This window comes from Arthrobacter silvisoli (genome assembly GCF_003369445.1).
GTDB lineage: Bacteria > Actinomycetota > Actinomycetes > Actinomycetales > Micrococcaceae > Arthrobacter > Arthrobacter silvisoli.
Map to the genome: position 1 here is coordinate 1 of NZ_QRCU01000052.1, position 1,394 is coordinate 1,394.

Consider the following 1,394-nt stretch of genomic DNA (forward strand, 5'->3'; position numbering starts at 1 on the left):
CTAAGCGACTGTGAGGATTTCCGTGGCTGGTCTGGGACTGGCTGGCAGAGTGGGTCCTGGCCGTTCCACCCGTGTTTGTGACTCTCTAAGCGACTGGCCCATACGGTGCCCTTCCTGCCGACTTGTCCATTCAAGGTGGGCCGGCCGGTACCCGCCCGGCCCACCTCGGTGACTTGATCAGAAGGTTGTCCGCCCTTAATGGCGTGACTCGTCACAGTGTTGTTCCGAAGTGACCTCTACCCGGACTGGTACCGGCCGATTGCGGCCCTGACCATGTCCGCGAATAGAGGAAGCCAGAACCGCCATGTCTATCGTTGCGCATTCCTACTCGTTTGTCGTCGGCGTCGATACCCACGCCAAGAACCATGTGTACGCCATCATCACCGCACGCACGGGTGAGCTGATTCAAACGCAGGCATTCCCGACCACCACAGCCGGCACCAGCCGGGCCATCGCCTGGGCAGCACGCCGCACCGGCGCTGACCTGCAGACCTTGTGGGTGATCGAAGGAGCCGCATCCTACGGCGCCGTGCTTGCCGGTGCTGTTGAAGCAGCCGGTTACCAGGTCGCAGAAGCGCCGCGGATGGACGCCCGTGCCCGGTACGGAATCGGCAAGTCCGATGCGCTGGACGCCCAGCGCATCGCCGCAGCCGTCCTGCCGCTAGACGAGCAGCAGTTGCGCCGGCCTCGGCTGAATGAAGGGATCCGGGCCGCCTTGCGGATCCTGGTCACTGCACGGGAATCCATGACCACCGACCGCACCCGGGCGGTTAACGCCCTGACCGCGCTCCTTCGCGTGACTGAACTGGGACTGGACGCCCGCAGATCCCTGACGGGGACCCAGATCACCGAAGTATCCCGGTGGCGGACCCGAGACGAACCCCTGGCACTGTCCGTTGCCCGGGCCGAGGCGACCCGGCTGGCCAAACACATCACCACACTCGACGCAGACATCACGACGAATAACACCCAAATCAACGAACTGGTCCAACTCAGCGAAGCGGCGCCCCTGCTGCACGAAACCGGCATCGGACCCGTCACAGCAGCGATCTGCCTCACCGCATGGTCCCACCACGGCCGGGTCCGTTCCGAGGCAGCCTTCGCCTCCCTCGCCGGGGTCAATCCGATTCCGGCCTCGTCAGGTAACACCATCCGCCACCGGCTCAACCGCGGTGGCGACAGGACCGTCAACAAAGCCCTGCACATGGCCGCCGTGAGCCGCATGATCAACCACCCGGAAACCATCGAGTACGTCAAGAAACGACAAGCCGAAGGACGAACCAAACGAGAGATCCGCCGCTGCGTCAAACGCTATCTCGCCCGATCGATCTACCGAACACTCAACGCGACAAACCCGAGCACCCGCGGGGCTTGACAGCTATAGAAGGGTCGGC

1 protein-coding gene is annotated in these 1,394 nt (G+C 63.8%); it reads left to right on the forward strand.

The features are described 5' to 3' along the window. The first annotated feature begins 304 nt into the window (after positions 1–304). Positions 305–1,375, forward strand: a complete 1,071-nt coding sequence (locus DWV11_RS13290) for an IS110 family RNA-guided transposase (RefSeq protein ID WP_115789405.1) — start codon at positions 305–307, stop codon at positions 1,373–1,375. The last annotated feature ends 19 nt before the right edge of the window (positions 1,376–1,394 follow it).

Excerpts from the sequence above, each read along its gene's own strand:
- DWV11_RS13290 (WP_115789405.1), top strand. The coding sequence starts at position 305 with ATGTCTATCGTTGCGCATTCCTACTCGTTTGTCGTCGGCGTCGATACC.